This window comes from Nodularia sp. LEGE 04288, assembly GCF_963896525.1.
Classification (GTDB): domain Bacteria; phylum Cyanobacteriota; class Cyanobacteriia; order Cyanobacteriales; family Nostocaceae; genus Nodularia.
Genome location: NZ_CAWQOY010000002.1, coordinates 1 through 18,955 on the forward strand (window position 1 = coordinate 1; position 18,955 = coordinate 18,955).

The 18,955-nt window shown below is 43.3% G+C and carries 20 protein-coding genes; 14 read left to right on the top strand and 6 right to left on the bottom strand.

Going from position 1 to position 18,955, the window contains the following annotated elements; all coding sequences use genetic code 11:
- Positions 1-79 precede the first annotated feature (79 nt).
- From AACX33_RS00070 to AACX33_RS00095, 6 genes are all read left to right on the top strand, one after another.
- Positions 80-892, top strand: a complete 813-nt coding sequence (locus tag AACX33_RS00070) for an inositol monophosphatase family protein (protein ID WP_193998565.1) — start codon at positions 80-82, stop codon at positions 890-892.
- A gap of 118 nt (positions 893-1,010) precedes the next feature.
- Entirely contained in the window at positions 1,011-1,964 is a 954-nt protein-coding gene (locus AACX33_RS00075; RefSeq protein ID WP_193998564.1) for a J domain-containing protein, read from the top strand.
- The gene (locus AACX33_RS00080; RefSeq protein WP_193998563.1) at positions 1,964-3,175 is read left to right on the top strand and encodes an ATP phosphoribosyltransferase regulatory subunit; all 1,212 of its coding nucleotides are present in this window, start codon (positions 1,964-1,966) and stop codon (positions 3,173-3,175) included. Before AACX33_RS00075 ends, AACX33_RS00080 begins: the two co-directional genes overlap by 1 nt.
- A gap of 214 nt (positions 3,176-3,389) precedes the next feature.
- Positions 3,390-3,614 (top strand): indolepyruvate ferredoxin oxidoreductase subunit alpha, encoded by a 225-nt coding sequence (locus AACX33_RS00085; RefSeq protein ID WP_015136728.1) that lies wholly within the window; start codon positions 3,390-3,392, stop codon positions 3,612-3,614.
- 253 nt (positions 3,615-3,867) lie between these two features.
- The gene (locus AACX33_RS00090) at positions 3,868-4,629 is read left to right on the top strand and encodes a PEP-CTERM sorting domain-containing protein (protein ID WP_227789361.1); all 762 of its coding nucleotides are present in this window, start codon (positions 3,868-3,870) and stop codon (positions 4,627-4,629) included.
- Between the two features lie 434 nt (positions 4,630-5,063).
- Positions 5,064-5,807, top strand: coding sequence for an ABC transporter ATP-binding protein (locus AACX33_RS00095; RefSeq protein WP_193998562.1), 744 nt, complete (start codon positions 5,064-5,066; stop codon positions 5,805-5,807).
- Positions 5,808-6,159: 352 nt separating this feature from the next.
- Here AACX33_RS00095 and AACX33_RS00100 read toward each other — a convergent pair whose 3' ends face one another.
- From AACX33_RS00100 to AACX33_RS00120, 5 genes are all read right to left on the bottom strand, one after another.
- Positions 6,160-6,600, bottom strand: a complete 441-nt coding sequence (locus AACX33_RS00100) for a hypothetical protein (RefSeq protein WP_193998561.1) — start codon at positions 6,598-6,600, stop codon at positions 6,160-6,162.
- A gap of 297 nt (positions 6,601-6,897) precedes the next feature.
- A complete protein-coding gene (gene moeB, locus AACX33_RS00105; RefSeq protein ID WP_193998560.1) occupies positions 6,898-8,070 on the bottom strand; it encodes a molybdopterin-synthase adenylyltransferase MoeB in 1,173 nt (390 codons plus the stop codon).
- Positions 8,071-8,122: 52 nt separating this feature from the next.
- On the bottom strand, positions 8,123-8,590 hold the full coding sequence (locus AACX33_RS00110; RefSeq protein ID WP_193998559.1) for a Mov34/MPN/PAD-1 family protein: 468 nt from the start codon (positions 8,588-8,590) through the stop codon (positions 8,123-8,125).
- Complete coding sequence (locus tag AACX33_RS00115; RefSeq protein ID WP_193998558.1) at positions 8,583-8,948, bottom strand: four helix bundle protein; 366 nt, start codon at positions 8,946-8,948, stop codon at positions 8,583-8,585. The genes AACX33_RS00110 and AACX33_RS00115 overlap by 8 nt, the downstream gene beginning before the upstream one ends.
- 133 nt (positions 8,949-9,081) lie before the next feature.
- On the bottom strand, positions 9,082-9,879 hold the full coding sequence (locus AACX33_RS00120; RefSeq protein ID WP_193998557.1) for an alpha/beta fold hydrolase: 798 nt from the start codon (positions 9,877-9,879) through the stop codon (positions 9,082-9,084).
- 36 nt (positions 9,880-9,915) lie between these two features.
- On the opposite strand from AACX33_RS00120, the gene AACX33_RS00125 reads away from it, so the two are divergent.
- The 4 genes from AACX33_RS00125 to ggt all read left to right on the top strand — a co-directional run bounded on the left by AACX33_RS00125 (position 9,916) and on the right by ggt (position 14,465).
- Entirely contained in the window at positions 9,916-10,674 is a 759-nt protein-coding gene (locus tag AACX33_RS00125) for an ATP-binding cassette domain-containing protein (protein WP_193998556.1), read from the top strand.
- On the top strand, positions 10,671-11,303 hold the full coding sequence (locus tag AACX33_RS00130) for an ABC transporter permease (protein ID WP_193998555.1): 633 nt from the start codon (positions 10,671-10,673) through the stop codon (positions 11,301-11,303). Before AACX33_RS00125 ends, AACX33_RS00130 begins: the two co-directional genes overlap by 4 nt.
- 225 nt (positions 11,304-11,528) lie before the next feature.
- Positions 11,529-12,434, top strand: coding sequence for a glycine betaine ABC transporter substrate-binding protein (locus AACX33_RS00135; protein WP_193998554.1), 906 nt, complete (start codon positions 11,529-11,531; stop codon positions 12,432-12,434).
- A 318-nt stretch (positions 12,435-12,752) separates the two neighbouring features.
- A complete protein-coding gene (gene ggt / locus AACX33_RS00140; RefSeq protein WP_193998553.1) occupies positions 12,753-14,465 on the top strand; it encodes a gamma-glutamyltransferase in 1,713 nt (570 codons plus the stop codon).
- Between the two features lie 10 nt (positions 14,466-14,475).
- Here the strand turns inward: ggt and AACX33_RS00145 are convergent, their stop codons facing one another.
- A complete protein-coding gene (locus AACX33_RS00145; RefSeq protein ID WP_193998552.1) occupies positions 14,476-14,736 on the bottom strand; it encodes a hypothetical protein in 261 nt (86 codons plus the stop codon).
- Between the two features lie 685 nt (positions 14,737-15,421).
- Here AACX33_RS00145 and AACX33_RS00150 point away from each other — a divergent pair.
- The 4 genes from AACX33_RS00150 to AACX33_RS00165 all read left to right on the top strand — a co-directional run bounded on the left by AACX33_RS00150 (position 15,422) and on the right by AACX33_RS00165 (position 18,907).
- A complete protein-coding gene (locus tag AACX33_RS00150) occupies positions 15,422-16,381 on the top strand; it encodes an aldo/keto reductase (RefSeq protein WP_193998551.1) in 960 nt (319 codons plus the stop codon).
- A 147-nt stretch (positions 16,382-16,528) separates the two neighbouring features.
- Positions 16,529-17,617: a 3-isopropylmalate dehydrogenase gene (gene leuB / locus AACX33_RS00155; RefSeq protein WP_193998550.1), complete on the top strand. Its 1,089-nt coding sequence runs from the start codon at positions 16,529-16,531 to the stop codon at positions 17,615-17,617.
- A 90-nt stretch (positions 17,618-17,707) separates the two neighbouring features.
- Entirely contained in the window at positions 17,708-17,968 is a 261-nt protein-coding gene (locus AACX33_RS00160; RefSeq protein ID WP_193998549.1) for a hypothetical protein, read from the top strand.
- A gap of 126 nt (positions 17,969-18,094) precedes the next feature.
- Positions 18,095-18,907 carry a prepilin peptidase gene (locus AACX33_RS00165; RefSeq protein WP_193998742.1) on the top strand — a complete coding sequence of 271 codons (813 nt, stop codon included), beginning with the start codon at positions 18,095-18,097 and terminating at the stop codon, positions 18,905-18,907.
- Positions 18,908-18,955: the final 48 nt, after the last annotated feature.

Sequence of the window (18,955 nt, forward strand, 5' to 3'; positions counted from 1 at the left end):
GAGCAGGGAGCAGGGAGCAGGGGGGAGAAGACGGTGACTTCCTAATGACCAATGACCAATGACTAATGACTAATAACCAATGACTAATTTACAAAATTTTCTAGATATTGCTACAGAAGCGGCGTTGGCTGCGGGTGCGGTTTTGCAAGGGTATTTGGGTAAGTTAGAAGATGCTATCACCGAGAAGGGTCGCCCTGGGGATTTAGTCACTGTTGCTGATCAAGCTTCGGAAGCAGTGATTTTGGAAATTTTGCGTCGCCACTTTCCCGAACATTCTATCCTGGCTGAAGAATCAGGAAAATTAGGAAATCAAGATAATCAATACCTCTGGGCGATTGACCCTTTGGATGGTACAACCAATTTCGCTCACCAATACTCGGCTTTTGCGGTTTCCATTGGGTTATTAGTTAATGGTGTCCCGGAAGTTGGTGTCATCTATGACCCTTTACATGATGAGCTATTTCGCGCGGCGACTGGCTTAGGCGCAACCCGAAACCGTCATTCTATCAAAGTTTCAGAAATATCTGAACTGAGTAAAAGCTTACTGGTAACGGGATTTGCCTATGACCGCCGGGAAACATCGGATAACAACTACGCAGAATTTTGTCACCTGACTCATCTTACCCAAGGGGTGAGGCGTAGCGGTTCCGCCGCCCTTGATTTGGCTTATGTTGCTTGTGGGCGTGTTGATGGTTACTGGGAACGGGGAATTTCTCCTTGGGATGTGGTCGCTGGTGTAGTGTTATTGCGAGAAGCTGGAGGTGAAGTTACTGCCTATGATGGTACTCTTTTCCAGATTGAATCAGGCCGAATTCTGGCTACTAATGGTAATATTCATAACAAGCTAAGTCGTGAGTTGGTTGAAGTTCGGCCTTTATCGAGTTGGAAGTGAGGGGAATGGGAAAATTGGTAATTTATACCTGGTATCTGACTATTTGTTATTGACCAATTACCGATGAAGCAAAGTAAACTAAACAAAAGGTCAAGCTCTTTTAGTGCAAAACCGCTCTATGCCTTTAAAAATAGATCGTGGATTATTTAAATATGATTTCATAGACTATCACGCTATTTTATGTGTTCCCGTTGACGCGGATGTCAAGCAAATACGTAAACGGTATCTGCAAATTGCCCGCAGGTTGCACCCGGATAGCAGCGTGATCGTCTCAGATGAGAAAAAACAGCTAGCTCATCAATTGTTATCAAAGTGGGTTAACCCAGCTTATGAAAATCTTTCCAAAGAAAGCATTCACTCAGAATACATTATAGTTTTGTCTCAAATGGGCAAGCGCCTAGTACAAGACTCTACCTCAGTAGAAGTGACTAGCGACTTGGCTAAACAACTAGTGAATACTCCGAATATTGAGCATTTTTACAAAACTGCGATCGCTAAAATCGCTGAAATCCAATATGATTCGTTAAAGCAATCAATTCAAATCATCTCCCAAGTCAGTGAGTTAAATTTAGTTTATCTCATGCGGAGTGCTGCCCAGGCTTCCACCCCACCACCGTCATCGCCTACACCCACAACTATTTCATCCCCGCCAAAGGCAAATACAGCACCGCCACCACCACCCCCCACCGTCAAAGAAGATTCACCTGTAGTAGCTCAGTATATCCGTCGCGCTCAAGAGTTTATTGACAAAAACCAATTGAGTCAAGCCAGTGTGGAGTTGCAGGATGCGCTGAAGCTAGATCCTAAAAATAGTCACTGTCATGGTTTGGTGGGCTTGATATATTTGAAGCAAAATCAGATGAAGATGGCAAAAATTCATTTTGATCATGCTTTGAAATTAGATCCCAATAATGAAATAGCGTTGACATGGAAACTTAAAATAGAAAAGGCTTTAGGGCAACAATCCAGTGGCTCGAAAGTAACTTCACCTCCTGATGATGGAAGTAAACAACCAGATAAGTCTGGAGGTGGGGGTTTGTTTGGTGGTTTGTTTGGTGGGAAGAAAAAATAATGGTGTATCAACCAGCAGCGGGAGCCAGGGATTTATTACCTTTAGATGTGGCTCAAAAACGCTGGATTGAAGATAGGTTACAGCAGGTGTTTCATCGTTGGGGATATCACAGGATTATCACTTCAACATTAGAACGCATGGATACTTTGATGGCGGGAGAAGCAATTCAACGCCAGATGGTAATTCAACTGCAAAATGGTGAAGATGAAGAATTAGGATTGCGTCCAGAGTTGACAGCTTCTATTGCTCGTGCAGTGGCTACGCGCATGGCAGATGTTACCTATCCACAACGGTTGTACTACAATGCCAATGTCTTCCGCCGTACCTGGGAAAACAGGCACAATCGCCAGCAAGAGTTTTATCAATCTGGGGTTGAGTTGTTAGGTGTGGGCGGATTGTTGGCAAATGCCGAGGTGCTACTATTGGCGAGAAATTGTCTGGCTGCACTGGGTTTGCAAGATTGGCATTTAATTTTGGGCGAAGCGGGAATTACGCGATCGCTTCTGGATGCTTTTCCGGTGAATATCCGAGGTCAAGTTCGGAGTGCGATCGCCCATCTTGATCGCATTGCCATCGATACTTTACCCTTGAATGAGCAACTGCGCGATCGCGCCAGAATCATGATGGATCTCCGTGGTGACAGTGCAGATGTCTTGCAAAAAGTCAGTAGCCTCGGTTTAGATCCAGCGCAACAAGAGATTGTACATAACCTCAAATCTGTGGTAGAGTTATTAGAATCAGAAGGGGACTTTCCTTTAATTCTTGATCTTAGCCTCATCCAAACCATAGACTACTATACTGGTATAGTCTTTGAAATCGTCAGCGATACTGATTCACAAGCCAGAGTTTTAGGGCGTGGTGGTCGCTACGACCAGCTTTTGGGGCTATATCATCCCCAAGGCGAAGATATTCCCGGTATTGGTTTCGTACTTAATATCGAGGATTTATACCAAATTCTCTTAACTACTCAGCAATTACCACAGTCAACCCCAGCCAGTAACTGGTTAGTAGTAGCCCAGACAGCAAATGTTGAAGCTGCGGCCTTTGCCCACGCCCAAAAACTGCGTGATTCTACAGATTTAGTCCGGGTAGAAATGGATTTAGGTGGCAGAGATGTGGAAGCTATTAGAGAATACGCAAGCGATCGCGGCATTGCCAAAATTGCTTGGATTAAATCTGATGGTTCCATCGAAAGCGAATCATTGCCTTAGTTAAGAATTAACTAGACAGCACCTCACCCCGTCTTTGACTTGGGTCAGATTCTCCCATAGGGGTCTGGGGTGAGGTGAAAAACCCAAATTGCCAGTGATTGAATTGACATTTCGGAGAAATTAGAAACTAAGAACTCAGAAAAAATCTCTGCCATCTCCCCCAGTACCCTGCTAGGCTAGATAAAGCTGATCCGAAAGAAAGGGAATCGAAAAAATGCCGCACACCATTGTTACTAATGTTTGCGAAGGTGTTGCTGACTGCGTAGATGCTTGTCCAGTAGCTTGTATTCATGAAGGTCCAGGAAAAAATGTCAAGGGAACAGATTGGTATTGGATTGATTTTGCCACCTGTATCGATTGTGGTATATGTATCCAAGTTTGCCCTGTAGCCGATGCGATCGTTCCCGAAGAACGACCTGATCTGCAAAAAACACCGTAAATTTAAATCTTAGCCCAAATTGTTGATGATTACAGGCATTTGAAACACTTCAATTTTGCCTGTTTTTGCAGTAAATCCATCGTGGGATTACATTCTGATACTATACATATATAACACTATGCTAGTATCTGTATAAATTTTCTGTAAAGTGTGTAAAAATATCTAGTCAAATTTCTCACCTGGCAGGTATGATTGATCGAGTGATACAAGAAACCGTGTAAACGGTATATCCTGCTAGCCATACGCAAAACTTATGATCAAAAACAGTACAAGCACCATTTCTAAGATAGTAGCGTTGGGTCTGGCTACTTCAGCAATTACTTTAATGTCGGCTCAAGCAGCTTCAGCTGCAACATTGAGTGTTAACTTCACACCACTAAACGGTTTTTTCACAACGGGAACGGCTCCTGATAGTCAACCTACAGTTAGTGGAATTTTCCGGGCTGATTTATCCGGTATCAACGATATCACTTCCATTCTGATTGCCGATGGAAATGGCCAGACTGGACTTCCTGGTCAATTTAGTGGTTTTGATTTAGATGCCATCAAAATCAGCACCACCTTGATTAACAATGCCGTAGACATCAACACGGCTACACCATTAAACGTTTTTGCAGCCAACCCTGTGTTTACTCCAGGAACCCAGCGCGCTCCTGTTGACCCAGCTTTATTTGGTACTACTGGCGGCAATATTAATAACGCAGTTGCTACACTGAACACTGTTGATGCTTTTGTGTTCGCTACAACTCCCCAACAAGCGGGCGGATTTGTCAGCTTAGGTGATGGTGGTCAAGTTCTATTTAACCTGACTAGCGCCCTTCCTTCAGGCCCACTATATCTTTACGTTGGAGAAGCTGGTAATAATCTGGAGACGCTAGCACCAGTTGTAGTTACTTTTGACGACCCTACACCACCACCACCTACTTCAGTTCCTGAACCTGGTAGTTTAGCTGCTTTATCCTTAATGGGAATCTACTTCGCAGCGCGCCGTAAGCAAACAGCAAAAACTGCATAGTTTTTAGACTGATTGAAGGCGGAAGCCCAGTAGTTGAGGACAGAAACCCAAAAAATTTTCTGTTCTCAAATTTTTATATAGGAGTGGAAGTCAGCCTTGTGGTACATCAGGGGTTCAGCAAATAAAACTCACACATCGACTGCAAGAAGGTAAGACTTTGCGTCCAACGTCTTTGCCTGAAAACTTATGTAAAGTTAATGCTAATATTTTTTATTAAAAGAATAATTGTCATCATTGGCAACTTTTCTGCAAATTTATAAATACCCTTAGAGAATTAAGTGACCATACAACTTTGTGGTCGGGTTTGCCTGAGCAAAGCGCCTGTGTAAGCTAAAGCCTATGACAAAGGCAAATCTCACAGACGTTCGAGAGGCATACCCACAAGGTAGGATGCAAAGAGCGCTTACTGCAAATCAGAAACTTCAAAGGATTTTATGTCAGGTTCAGTAAAGAGTTCTACATCACTGCTAGAAGTTCAAAATGTTCACGCCGGATACAGCAAAGATATAGATATCCTGCAAGGGGTGAATTTTTGTGTTCAACCAGGTGAATTGGTGACAGTGATAGGCCCCAACGGTGCGGGTAAATCGACCTTAGCCAAAACAATTTTTGGGCTTTTAACTCCACACACAGGCACAATTACCTTTAAAGATGAAAATATTGCTGGGTTAAAGTCCAATGAAATCGTCAGGAAGGGAATGTCCTATGTACCACAGCTAACCAATGTTTTTTCTTCCCTGAGTGTTGAGGAAAATCTAGAAATGGGGGCTTTTGTGCGCGATGTACCCCTGAAACCGCTGAAAGATCAAATTTTTGCCATGTTTCCGAGATTAAGCGATCGCCGTCGTCAACGTGCTGGTACGCTATCAGGTGGGGAACGTCAGATGTTAGCTATGGGCAAAGCTTTGATGTTGGAACCTAGTTTGCTGCTATTGGATGAACCTTCTGCGGCATTATCCCCCATCCTAGTAACGCAAGTCTTCGAGCAAATTAAACAAATTAATCAAACAGGTACAGCAATTGTCTTAGTAGAACAAAACGCCCGTAAAGCCTTAGAAATGGCTGACCGTGGTTATGTACTTGAATCTGGACGCGATGCTATATCAGGCCCTGGTCAAGAATTATTGCATAATCCCAAAGTAGGTGAACTATATTTGGGCGCAGGGAAAGCACATTAACTGCAAATACTCTGTAATACTTAAATATTTTACGCTCGTTCATCAGTAGGTGAACCCGTTTTTTACCGCTGTAGAAGCTGGTTTTATCTACTCACTCTTATACCAATTATTTGTGCAGTTGCATATTATTTCTACCCCTCCCCGCAAGCGAGGCTACGGTGTACACACAAGTGATCGAATCGCCCCCTAACCCCCAATTCTGGGGGAACAAGAATTTTCAAAGTCCCCCAAACTTGGGGGATTTAGGGGGCAGAACAGGCTCAAACGCAGACAGGCAGGACTTGTGTTGTGTACACGATAGCGCCAGCGAGGAGGGGAACTGGATTTATGCTTAAATTCTATTTATGCATCTTTATATTAAATTGGTATTAACTACAAATTCCTCACTGTCTGAAAAATCGGACTCATCAATTCTTACAGCCACTTCTTTAACTAAACTTGCTTTTGCACGAGTTTCTAGTATTTCTTGATAATATTCTTCAGGTGTTAACCCATAATCTCTTTTAACGTAGGCAATTTTATCTTTAATACAGTCCTCAATCATTAATTTGACATCCGCAAGATAGTAATCTTCATTGAATGATTTAATATGTATCTTATGAGTTATTGAAGGAACCGCCAGTTTTTTTAGACCTCTTGCTTCTTTTAATACCCGACTCGCTACTAATTTGTCATCGACATCAAAACAACTAAAAATGGTTTTGCCTTTTGTATTTCTTTTTAAAGCTGGTTTTAATCCTACAAAAATATCAACTGATGGGAATACACGGGTTAAAAACAAAAAATCATCCATTGTTATTTCCTGTTGGTTTAATTATCTAATATGGGACTACTATTTGATTTATGAAACACACAAGTAGGGTGTGTTATCGAGGAGAGTACGGCACCAAGACCAGAAGACGGTGCGTTAGGCTAAAGCCATAACAGACCCTACTGGACTGACAAGCTTAAAACAGGACATTATTGGTAGTGTTGGGTTTGGTTACCTCAACCCAATCTACAATTTTTTGCATAAATCAAAAAAGTTGCGCTGAATTCAGAGGCGCAGAGAATAAACGTGAAATCTCTGCGTTACTCTGTTTAAAACATTTTAATACTCTGGAACTGAAGGATCTACTTCCTTACTCCAAGCGTTAATTCCGCCTTTAACATTCGTCCCCTCAATCCCCGCTTCCTTGAGGATACCCAAAGCTTTGGCAGACCGTCCGCCCAGCTTACAATGAGCAATCAAGCGGTGTCCATTGAGTATTTCTTTTACCTTGGCTACCCCGTCGCCATTTTCAATATCTGGTAAGGGGATTAATACAGAACCAGGGATTTTGGCAATTTCGTATTCATGAGGATTACGGACATCCAACAGCACAAAATCCTTTGCACCGCTATCTATTAATTCTTTCAATTCTTTAACGGTCATTTCTGACATTTCCATCTGCTGTTTGGCCTCCTCTGCCTGAGCTTGCGGAATTCCGCAGAATTGTTCGTAGTCTATCAGCTTTTCAATAACTGGGCGAATGGGATTAGGACGAAGTTTCAATTCGCGGAATTTCATTTCTAAGGCATCGTATAACAGTAATCGTCCACTTAAGGTGTTACCCTTTCCTGTGATAATTTTTACTGTTTCTGTAGCCTGAATAATGCCAATCATTCCAGGCAAAATACCGAGTACGCCTCCTTCTGCACAGGAAGGAACCATTCCTGGTGGTGGTGGTTCTGGGTACAAGTCACGATAGTTCGGCCCACCTTCGTAGTTAAAGACCGTGGCTTGCCCTTCAAAGCGGAAAATGGAACCGTAGACGTTCGGCTTATCGAGCAATACGCAAGCGTCATTCACGAGATATCTGGTGGGGAAATTATCAGTACCATCCACGACGATATCGTAAGGTTTCATGATATCCAGGGCGTTTTCAGCACTCAAGCGAGTTTCGTATAAATCAACCTGACAATGGGGGTTAATTTCATGAATTCGGTTTTTTGCTGATTCAATCTTGGGTTTACCTACCCAGGATGTACCGTGAATGACTTGGCGTTGCAGGTTGGAAGTATCGACGATATCGAAATCCACAATACCAATGCGTCCGATACCTGCGGCTGCAAGATATAAAAGTAATGGCGAACCTAGTCCCCCAGTACCAATACACAACACACTTGCAGCTTTTAAACGCTTCTGTCCTTCTAGTCCAATTTCTGGCAAAATTAGATGGCGGGAGTAGCGTTCATAATCGTCTTTGGTCAACTGGATTTCTTCCAGGTTGGGATTGAGCATAAAAGTTAGGTAGATCAGCGAGGAATATTGATCTTATCGAAAAACGATATTTTTAAATTATGTTTTCAATTAATTCTGGTTGGAACTGGTGATGATCATCAAGAATCCAACTTTGGACTTTTGCAGCTTTGCCGTTTAGAACGGAAACTATTATATATGAGTATTCGGCCCAAGCATATCGGCGATCGCATTCTGAAGGTGTAGCGGAATTGTCAGGATGTGAGTGGTATATACCGATAATATTCCAGTTGCGATCGCGTGCGGCTTTTTGGGCTTGTAACATGACTTGGGGAGCGATCGCATATCGTCTTCTGGTACTCTGTAATGTGTGTTCATCGGGAAACTCATCGGCTTGGGTATTCCAAGCGTTTTCTGTGGGTATGACTTCGATGACAGTTTTGCCCTCCCTACCCAGATGACCGAGAATTAGACCACAGCATTCTTCTGGGTAGGTACTTTCCGCATGAGTGTAGATAGTTTGCAGGTGTTGGGGAAGGAGGTTAATAACCCGACTATTCATCAAAATTGTGACTTTGCTTGTCAATGTAAGATGCTAGCAGTTCCTTGACTTCTACCACGTCACTGATGAGAAGATCATAATCAGACGAATCCAGCATATGCAACTCAAAGCAAAGCAGCAGGTAATATTCCACCTCAATCACTGAATCCCGCGCCATTTCCAGAAAATCCAGTTGCATTTCATAGTCATCGCGATCGCATCCCTGAGCTATCTTAATGGGAATGGCCGCACAAGCTAAACGAATTTGTTGTGTTAGCCCCAGTAATTCCTCTTCTGGAAAGGTTTTAGTAATTTCATAGACTGCAACGGTTAATTCGTGCGCTTTTTCCCATTCTTGCAGCTCTCTAAAGTCTGTCATGTTTATATTGGTATCCTTGAGGATTAATAGGGTGACCAATGCCTACCTATAATAATATGCCACTATTATCCCAGTTACCCACATTCACTAGAATCCAAATCACTTAAAAATTTGACATTTTTATTTACATTAATTACGGCAATTTTCCTAAAAATTTCAGCATGGCGGAAATTATTGTATCCGAGGACTCAATCAAAAAGCCATGACCGCCACGGTCGAACACTACTAGTTCCGCGTGGGGAATACCTTGAGCTAGTTGTTCAGAAAATTTAACTGGGGTAAGAATATCTTGTCTGCCAACTAAAATCAGAGTCGGACAGTGAATGTTATGCAGTCGGTCTTGTGTATCACTGCTCAGGATAGCTCTACTGTGATGATAGAGTGTATGTGTTGCTGGTGCAAAGGGATAATTGACTGCCCACTCGATTAGTTCTTCTACCATGTCTGGAATGGCATAAAACTCATCGGTAAATATCCAGGGAAATACAAGCTTTTCATAAAGCTTCAGGTCTATATGACAGGGGAGGTCACCCCATGTCTCAATCACATGATTGAATCTGCCATCACCCTTGGCTAGACTTGAAAGCAAAATTAGACTTTTTACCCTTTCAGGGTGTGCCAATACCAGTTCTTGGGCAATTTGACCACCCATCGAATGACCGACTAAATTTACCTGCTCGATGCCAATGTGATCAAGTAATGCGGCGACATCCTTTGCCATCTGCTGCATATTATAGGGACTATCGGGGGCAGAACTGCGCCCCATGCCGCGATTATCCAGACGAATAACTTGATATTGGGCAACGAGCGATGGCATGATTAACGACCAATAGGAGTGATCGCATAAGAAACCAGCAATTAATAGTAAAGGTTCACCCTCTCCTTTGATGTCGTAGAACAAATCAATGCCGTTAACCTGAACTTTTGGCATAAGTAGTGAATAAGTACCTGCAAAAATCAACTTAATATGCAACCACAAAAACCAATTGCTGTGGAATTCCGCGATGTTACATTTAGCCGCAACCATCGCCCTTTAGTATCTCATCTCAATTTCTCCATTAGCCAGGGAGAAGCTTTAGTCTTACTCGGACGTAGTGGTAGCGGTAAAACTACGACAATGAAGTTAATCAATCGCCTCTTCACACCTACACAAGGCGAAGTATTATTTAATGGCATTCCCACAACTGAATGGGATGAAATTAAATTGCGGCGCAATATTGGTTATGTCATCCAAGAAACTGGTTTATTTCCCCATTTTACAGTAGAACGTAATGTGGGTTTAGTGCCGAATTTACTCGGTTGGCAACCTAAGCAAATTAAAATGCGGGTTTATGAATTGTTGCAGATGGTAGGCTTAGATCCTGCACAATTTGCGGGGCGTTATCCTCATGAACTTTCGGGAGGACAAAAGCAACGAGTCGGTGTAGCTAGAGCATTAGCTGCCGATCCCCCAGTATTATTGATGGATGAACCTTTTGGCGCACTCGATCCGATTACGCGCTTAGAACTGCAACAAGAATTTCGCCGTTTACAACAGGAATTAAACAAAACTGTGGTGTTTGTCACCCATGACATTCAAGAAGCCTTTGTTTTAGCTTCCCGAATTGGGTTGATGTGTGGGGGAGAATTGGTAGTATTAGGGACAAAGGATGAATTTAAGCGATCGCCACATCCAGAAAGCCTAGCTTTTCTCCAATGTCTGCAATCACTGCAAGAGACTTTATGAAAGACTTTTTCCTGATCAAGTATGCCCCAGAAATCCTGCGCCATACCCTAGAACACTTATTTATGGTGAGTATTGCGATCGCCACTGCTACACTGATTGGGATTCCTTTAGGTATTTTAATCACCCGTAAAACTCACCTGCGCCAACCGATTCTCGGTATTGCCAATATTCTGCAAACTATCCCCAGTTTGGCATTATTTGGGTTACTGATTCCAGTCCCGGTAATTGGCGGTATTGGGGTCGTACCAGCAATTTTTGCCCTGACTTTATATTCCTTTCTGCCGATAATCCGCAATACTTATACTGGTATAACTGGGGTAGATCCGGCGATTCGGGAAGCTGGGAGAGGTATGGGAATGACAGATAGACAATTGTTGTTACAAGTAGAGATTCCCTTAGCAATGGGGGTAATTTTGGCAGGTGTGCGGGTAGCAACAGTCATTGCCATAGGAATTGCCACAATTGCCGCCGCCATTGGTGCTGGGGGTTTGGGCGTGTTTATTTTTCGCGGAATTTCAGTGGTGAATAATCAATTAATTTTAGCTGGCGCAGTACCGGCGGCGTTTATTGCATTACTCGCTGACTTGAGTATTGGTTTGTTGGAGAAAAAATTAAAGGTTAAAGCTTGAATTGCTCATGAGGTTTGGTGATTGTGGAAGTTAGACACCACAGATAAACATAGATAAATATATAGGACTACTATTTGATTTTTGTTGGCGTAGCCTGCGCTTTGCGCTTACAGACAAGTAGGGTGTGTTAGCGGTAGCGTAACGCACCAAAGCCTTAATAATGGTGCGTTACGGACTTCATCCTAACGCACCCTACAATACTTAGGGGTGAATTATTAGAAAATTATGAAGAGATTCTGGATATTATGTATTTTAACTTGTGTGATGGCAGTAGCGATCGCTAGTTGTAATTTTAATCCTACTACGAGCAGTGCTGGTGATATTGTTATTGCTTCCAAAGATTTTACTGAACAAGATATTTTAGGGGAACTTTTAGCCCAGCAAATTGAAGATAATACTGATTTAACAGTCACGCGTCGTCCCCGTTTAGGTGGTTCCTTTGTCTGCCATAATGCTATTCTTGCCGGACAAATTGATGCTTATATTGAGTATACAGGCACGGCTTTTACTGGAATTTTAAAACAACCAGCAGTTAATGATCCAAAAGTAGTTTATCAGCAGTTAAAACAGGCATATGCAGAAAAATTTAATTTAGAAGTGATGCCCAGTTTAGGGTTTGAAAATACATTTGCCATGATTGTTCGCGGTGAAGATGCTAGACGCTACAACATTCAAACTCTCACAGAATCTGCTAAATATACACCTCAATGGCGTGGTGGGTTCGGTTATGAATTTTTAGAACGGGAAGATGGTTTTCCAGGATTAGCGAAAACCTACGGTCTAAGTTTTGCCAGACCTCCCCAAATTATGGACTTGGGTTTAATATATCGAGCGTTGATTCAAAAACAAGTGGATATGATAGCAGGAAATTCTACAGATGGGCAAATCTCCCGCCTGGGATTGGTGGTACTTAAAGATGATCAACAGTATTTTCCACCTTATGAAGCTGCGCCCATTATCCGTAAAGAAACTTTGAAGAAATATCCGCAATTAAGAACAGCAATAAATCAACTTTCTGGACAAATGACAGCCGATAAAATGCGAGAATTAAACAATTTAGTTGAAGGTGAACTACAGGATATTAAAACTGTTGTGCGCGAGTTTCGCAAATCTCAGGGTTTGTCATCCTAGTGTAAAGTGGTTTTTGTGATCAAGTTCTAGATGCACTTATTTTGGGAAGTAATAAATGTAGAGACACGATTTTTCGCATCTCTACAACGAACAATAAATTTCCAGAAGTTGGTTTTCATATTAAATCTGTTTTGGCTGAATCACAATGACATTTTCTTCTGTGTCTTTCCACAATTGGCCATAGTCATTGTATAGCAACCGCCAAGGAGGTTAAGACATAAATAGATAATCAAACTTAGACACCAAAAGGTTTTTAACCCACTCCCCACTCCCCACTCCCCACTCCCCACTCCCTACTCCCCATTAAAAGGATAAAAAATGCCTATTTTTGCTGTATCCCGACGGATTACGATCGCCATCTTTTCTTGTAGCCTGATTATTTACAGCCAAGCCGCCATAGCCACTATTACATCACCCCTACGCAGTAAAAAGGGTATGGTGGTTTCAGCCCATCCTCTAGCCAGTGATGCAGGAATTGCGATGTTGCGCCTAGGTGGTAACGCTATTGATGCGGCTGTGGCGACAACTTTTGCCATTTCTGTAGTTGAACCGTTTTCAGCCGGAATTGGTGGTGGCGGCTTTTTATTGATGCACTCTGGGAAAACTGGCGAAATCAAAGCTTTGGATTTTCGGGAACGCGCACCCCTGAAAGCGACAAAAGATATGTATTTGGATGCAGAAGGTAAGGTGCGTCCCAATGCAAGTGTAATTGGCTATTTAGCTGTGGCGACACCAGGAACCGTAGCCGGAATGTATGAAGTGCATCGTCAGTATGGTAAGTTACCTTGGGCAGAAGTGGTAAAACCTGCGATCGCACTGGCTCAAGATGGCTTTATTCTCAGAAGTGTACTATCCAAGCAAACACGCCTCCAGACAGTGCTGGATAATCCAGGAATGCGGGAGATTTTCACTCGTAACGGGGATTTTTATCAACCAGGTGAAAGGCTGATACAGCGTGATTTGGCACGGACTTTAACGGATATTGCCCGCAGTCCCCACAGTTTTTATACCGGAAATATTGCCTGGGCGATCGCCTCTGACATGGCAAAAAACGGCGGCTTAATCACTCTAGAAGACCTCAAAGCCTACAAACCAATTTGGCGGACTCCTGTTTGTGGAAATTTCCGTCAAGCTACAATCTGCTCAATGCCACCACCGTCATCGGGAGGAGTACATTTATTGCAGATGTTAAACATCATCGGTGAGACTGACTTGCAATCTTTAGGATGGCATCACCCTGATGCTTTGCATTTAATGGTAGAAACCATGAAAATTGCTTATGCTGACCGTTCAGAATATTTAGGTGATCCCGATTTTATCAAAGTCCCTGTAGAACAACTGATCAGCCCGGATTACGCCAAAAAACGCCGTCAAGAAATTGATATGTCAACGGCGAAACCTGCAAGTCAAGTCAAGCCAGTTAATTTAAATTCCCTAGTTAAGAGTGAATCCACTGAAACCAGCCATCTCACCGTAGTCGATGAGCAACATAACGCCGTCAGTCTGACTTTTACCATTAATCTCGGCTTTGGTGCAGGTGTTGCCACACCGGGGACTGGTATCGTCCTCAACAACGAGATGGATGATTTTGCCGCCGCACCGGGAGTCCCTAATGCTTTTGGTTTGGTGGGAAATGAAGCTAATGAGATCGCACCTCGCAAAACTCCCTTATCTAGCATGACTCCCACAATTATCACCGAGAATGGCCGTCTCCGCATGGCGGTGGGTAGTCCTGGTGGTAGCACCATCATCACTCAGGTATTGCAAATTATCCTGAATGTACTGGAATACCAAATGGATGTAGGTGCAGCAGTTTCAGTCCCGCGCATACATCACCAGTGGTTACCCGATCAGTTACGTGTGGAACGTTGGGGTTTAGATACTCTCACCCTGCAAGAGTTACGCCGTCGCGGACACCAGATCAACGAAAGTAACTCTTGGGGTAATGCTAACGCGATCGCTGTTACCGCAGATGGAGATTTAGAAGCAGCAGCTGACCCTCGTGGACAAGGTTTTCCCCGTGGTTTCTAACAGATGTCTATTAATTTTGCAGCCTTGATTCTGCATAGCTGCTGGTGCTAAACTCATTTGCCCGTGCGCTATGTACTAAAGTCCAGCCAGCTTTGAGAAGTTTTTGATAAGTTGCCCAACCTTTAGAACCACCAGGAATTTGATAATCAGGTACTGCAAATTGGGGAAAAGCTGTGTAGGGTCGCCAAGGTTGATTAGGCGAGGCTTGCAGATGTAATATTTTCTCTCCATCGCTGCCAGACTTAGATAACCAGCACATTTGACGTTGCATGGCAAACTCCTTAAGTTTCGCTTATTTGCATAGTGGCAGAATTTTGTCAATACCTGCCTCAGCCTTGTGGGATAATTTTTTATCCCCCCAGTATTCGTGATTTTGTGTACTAACTAAAACAGCACAATTATTTAACTGTTAATGGGTTGTAATCAATGGCTTGCTGTAGGAGATAAGGACAAACCAATATTTTTGTTTTACCTTACTCTAGGGGTAAGAATTTTCTAATAGTATCTGCGGTTTTTGTAAGTGTATGTAGCAATAACTACGATTTCGGCAGATATTGCGACATTAGAGGATTTGTTTTGATAGTTACACGAGGGTGGATTGCTGACATTACCTGCATTTGCAGCATTTTCACAGATTTAAAAAAAATTTGCTCCGACTTTTCAGCCACAATTCGGTGAATTTCTGTTGTTTGTTGAGTGTCAAAAGAAGCAGGGGAGCGGGGAGCAAGGGAGAAGACCTAGACAGAGCTTGTACTCCGTCATTCCAGTAGGGTGGGTATAGCCCAAGGGGCATGGCTTCGCTAAAGCGCAGCGTAACCCACCAGAAACTTAAGGATAATAGTGGGTTACGGACTAATGTCTTAACTATTCCATAGTATCTATCGTGACTCAGATTTAATTTCCAGCTAAAACCGTTAAATTATCAAATATTCGGAGATATTCATCAGGGAAGCATTATGGAAAAGCGCAGACTAGGCACATCAGATATCCACATTACACCCATCCTCATGGGGACTTGGCAAGCTGGTAAAGCCATGTGGACGGGAATAGAGGATGGGGACTCAATTAAAACTATCCGCGCCGCCGTTGAAGCTGGGATGACCACAATTGATACTGCGGAAGTCTATGGTCAAGGACATTCTGAGCAAATTATCGCCGCAGCTTTATCTGATGTCCGCGATCGCGTCGAGTACGCCTCGAAAGTTTTCGCCAACCATCTCAAGCATGATTTAGTTATGGAAGCGTGCGATCGCTCCTTAAAAAATCTCAAAACTGACTACATAGACCTTTACCAAATACATTGGCCTTCCGGGGCTTTCAATTCGGAAATAGTCCCCATTGAGGAAACTATGGGGGCTTTGAATCAACTCAAAGAACAAGGAAAAATCCGGTCAATCGGGGTGTCTAATTTTAACCGCGCCCAATTGGCAGAAGCCGCACAGTATGGACGTATTGATAGTTTACAACCCCCGTATTCTTTATTTTGGCGGCAGGTAGAAAAAGATGCCATGCCCTATTGTATAGAAAATAATATTTCCATCTTGGCTTATTCACCCTTAGCCCAAGGATTGTTAACCGGAAAATTTGAAGCAGGTCATCAATTTGACCCAACAGATAACCGGGCTAAGAATAAATTATTTCAAGGCGAAAACTTTCAACGCGCCCAACAAGCTTTAGAAAAACTGCGTCCCATAGCAGCGCGTCATCATTGTAGCTTGGCGCAGTTAGCATTAGCTTGGTTAATCGCCCAACCCCAAACAAATGCGATTGCCGGGGCGCGTTATCCCGAACAAGCACAAGACAACGCCAAAGCGGCTGATGTTCAACTTGATCACAACGAACTCGTAGAAATCGATAGTATTGGGCGGATTGTTACCGACCATCTCGATGAAAATGCCGTGATGTGGAATTGGTAAGTAGCTCAAACTTAAAAAACGTAATACCCAGATCCCCGACTTCTCAAAGAAGTCGGGGATCTATATCGTCAAGGTTTTATGTTTAAGTAGAGAACCTAATTTAGTATGATGTTTAATCTACAAGCATTTACCCCATAAAAACTAACTATGACCCAGAACTACCGCATTACCCTACTCCCCGGCGATGGCATTGGCCCCGAAATTATGGCCGTAGCGGTAGACGTGCTGAAAGTAGTCGGTAAGCAATTTGACCTGCAATTTGAATTTGCAGAAGCCCTGATTGGTGGTGCAGCAATTGACGCTACAGGCGAACCCCTACCAGCTGCTACCCTAGAGACTTGCCGCAACAGTGATGCTATCCTACTGGCTGCTATAGGTGGTTATAAATGGGATTCCCTACCATCGAATTTACGCCCAGAAGCAGGTTTGTTGGGACTGCGTGCCGGATTAGGACTATTTGCCAATCTCCGCCCAGCGCAAATTTTACCGCAGTTAATTGATGCTTCCACTTTAAAACGAGAAGTTGTGGAAGGCGTAGATATTATGGTGGTGCGCGAACTCACCGGTGGGATTTACTTTGGTCAACCCAAGGGAATTTTCGCCACTGATACCGGAGAAAAACGCGGTGTGAATACAATGGTTTACACTGAGTCCGAAATTGACCGCATCGGACGCGTCGCCTTTGAAGCCGCCCGCAAACGTGGCGGAAGACTCTGTTCTGTAGATAAAGCCAACGTATTAGAAGTATCTCAGTTGTGGCGCGATCGCATAACTCAACTCGCTTCAGAATATCCCGACGTGGAATTATCTCACCTCTACGTCGATAACGCCGCCATGCAACTGGTACGCGCTCCCAAGCAATTTGATACTATTGTCACAGGTAATTTATTTGGCGATATTCTCTCAGATGCAGCTGCCATGCTCACCGGTAGTATTGGAATGTTACCATCTGCTAGTTTAGGTGCTTCTGGCCCTGGTGTATTTGAACCAGTCCACGGTTCCGCCCCAGATATCGCCGGACAAGATAAAGCAAATCCTCTAGCTCAGGTTTTAAGTGCCGCCATGATGTTACGCTACGGCTTAGACCAACCACAAGCCGCAGACAAAATGGAACAAGCTGTATTGCAAGTTTTAGCCCAAGGCGATCGCACAGGTGATATTATGTCCCCTGGCATGAATCTCTTAGGTTGCCGCGCTATGGGGGAATCATTAATTAAAGCGCTGGAAAAATCATAAATTTCCGCCTTAATCTGGCAATTTGGCAACCTTTGCTGAATGTATCAGATAAACTAAAGACAAATCTAGCAATTTATATAACAGTCGATAGTGTACGCATTACGACAAGAACAAGCAAAATTTACTGCCCCCAAAAACCAGTCTCCTTTGATTGATCCAGCCTTAATCAGAGCAGCAGGGCAGATTTATTACATCCATTGTGAGGTACATCCTGAAATAGCTGGACAACCTTCAGGAGTAGCAATTAATCACATTACTCATCGGGGTAAAGTGATTTTTACTCACCAACCAGTACTTTTACCTCAAGAATGTTTTGTCCCATTAAGTCAAATTGAATCACATATGTATTAGTCATTGGTCATTGGTCATTGATTAACTTTTGACCAAGACGTATATACTCTTCAAATGTCTTAACATTTCTGTGAAAAAACAGAAACTAAAGGCTAGAGTAGTGTATGCAAAATGACAAAGGACTATATGGACATATTGATGGTCGTCCCGGCGAGTATCATTGTCTTCGCTTTGGGTGCATCTATTGGCAGCTTTATTAATGTTGTAGTTTATCGGTTACCGGCTAAACTATCTGTTTTGTGGCCGCCTTCTCGCTGTCCTCGTTGTTTAAACCAGCTCAAAGCTCACGATAATGTGCCAGTGCTGGGATGGGTATGGTTAAGAGGGCGATGCCGTTATTGTAAAACCAAGATATCCATCCGTTATCCTGTGGTAGAGGGGATAACGGGGATAATTTTTTTGGTGGTATTTTTGGTATTCCACGTTTCAATTCTGACCATCAGTTACTGGGCTTTTTGTAGCTGGCTATTGGCCTTATCCCTCATTGACTTGGATACAATGACCCTACCTAATGCCCTGACTCAATCGGGTTTAGTTGTCGGGATTTGTTTTCAAATGACTATTGGTTTTTTTTCACCAGCGGGTTGGATAGGCTTAGTTAATCACCTGATGATGGCGATTGTGGGAGCAGTATTAGGATTATGGCTGTTTGATGCGATCGCTATGGTAGGTTCCATCGCCTTGGGTAAAACTGCAATGGGTGCCGGTGACGCGAAATTAGCCGCCATGATGGGAGTTTGGTTAGGTTGGAAGTATTTGCTTCTAGCTAGTTTTATTGCCTGTTTAGTCGGTGTCATCGTAGGCGGTGGCTCAATGTTGCTATCACGGCAAAAAGTTGGGCAAAAAATACCTTTTGGCCCTTCTCTAGCTTTAGGAGCCTTAATCACCCTCTTTAGTGGTGAAGCGATTTTGTCTACCTATCTGGGGTTATTTTTTTAACCGGGACATGGGGGAAGAAGCAGGGGGGCAGGGTGCAGGGTGCAGGGG